The organism is Streptomyces bicolor (assembly GCF_000719285.1).
GTDB lineage: Bacteria > Actinomycetota > Actinomycetes > Streptomycetales > Streptomycetaceae > Streptomyces > Streptomyces bicolor.
Genome location: NZ_JOFS01000094.1, coordinates 1 through 1,487 on the forward strand (window position 1 = coordinate 1; position 1,487 = coordinate 1,487).

The 1,487-nt window shown below is 69.1% G+C and carries 1 protein-coding gene; it reads right to left on the reverse strand.

Translation table 11 applies throughout. The features are described from left to right. Nucleotides 1-23 precede the first annotated feature (23 nt). The gene (locus tag IF78_RS0142755) at nt 24-1,244 is read right to left on the reverse strand and encodes an IS110 family RNA-guided transposase (protein WP_031488163.1); all 1,221 of its coding nucleotides are present in this window, start codon (nt 1,242-1,244) and stop codon (nt 24-26) included. Nucleotides 1,245-1,487 lie beyond the last annotated feature (243 nt).

Sequence of the window (1,487 nt, forward strand, 5' to 3'; positions counted from 1 at the left end):
GCATGAGTTCCCTGAGTCAACCTCTAGGCAGGCTGGGGTGCGCTGTCCGTGTTTCTGGTCTTGCTGTTGGTTTGGTGGATCGTGGGGTCGTAGCACGTGCCGTCACGCCAGCAGGCCCAGATCACCCGCAGCCATGCGCGGGCCAGGATGCGGACGGCATGTGGATGGCGCTTCTTGCGGGCCCGTGCGTCGGTGTAGATCTTGGCGGCCCAGTTGCTGCCGTGTCGGCTGTTGTCGGCGAAGAGCGTGATGGCGAGACGGGCTCTGCGGTTGGTCGCGTGCCGGAAGGTCACCGCGTGGGACTTGCCGGAGGCGCGGGTGACCGGGACGACGCCGGTTTCGGCGATGAACTGCTCGCAGGTCTGGGCGCGTTCGAGGATGGGGCCGAGCTCGCCGAGGATCTGAGCCAGGTTCACCGTGCCGATGCGAGGCATGGACGCCAGCAGCGGCGCATAGGGGTGCGTGGCGACGGCGGCCTCGATGGCCTTGTCCAGCTCACGGATGGTCGTGCGGATCGCGCGCACCAGCTGGACCTGGACGCGCACCAGCTGGGTGACGGCCTGCTCGCTCAGCCGCGAAGCGGCGGCGGGGGCCGAGCGCAGCCGTTCGATCAGCTCGCTGCCCGGCTTCTTGCCGGAGTAGCCGCGCCGCCGACACCATGCCTGGAGGCGACCGGCGGTCAGCTTGGCGGCCGCGGCCGGTGTCGGACAGCGGTCGAGGAAGTCCAAAGCGATGTCACTGTCCAGGCTGGCGAACACGGCCTTGCCGCCGGGCCAGTGGGCATCGAGCAGAGCAGCGAGCTGGTTGACGGCGGCGATCCGGGCCTCGATGTGATCGGCGCGTTGCCGGGTGAGTGCCTGCAAGTCCAGCGTGGTCTGGTCGGTGGGTTCCAGCCGGGGCAGCAGATGGCCGTCGCTGCGCAGGTAGTCGGCGAGCTTGAAGCTGTCCCCGGCGTCGGTCTTGGCCTTCGAGGCGCCCCAGCGGGCGCGCATCGCGTGGAAGGCGTTGGGGTGCACCGGCACCACCGGGTGACCGGCGGCCAGCAGCCGGTCGACCACGAGGCCGCGGCTGGTCTCGATCGCCACCGGCATGTCGGCCGGGTCGCCGTGGCGGCGCAGCCGGGCCAGTGTTCTGGCGAGCCCCTCTTCGCTGTGCGCGAGTTCCCAACGGTCCACGCGTGCACCGCTGTTGTCCATGACCGTCACGTCGTGGGTCTCGGTCGCCCAGTCCCAGCCGATGTACACGAAAGATGCACTCCTGTGTCGTGCGCGGAGCACCTGCCCGGTGATGAGGACGTCTGCCGGAAGCTCATTAATCGGCCCTCGAAGGGGCGTGTCCCTGACGCCGATCAGACGGCCTCGGCCCGGCAGGGCCGGCGGAACTCATGCTGGCCATCACCTGGCTCGCACCCTTGGCCGTGCACCCACCGGGACCGAGAGGTCACAACCCTACCCAGGGCTGCAGAAGGGATGGTCCTCTAATGAGCA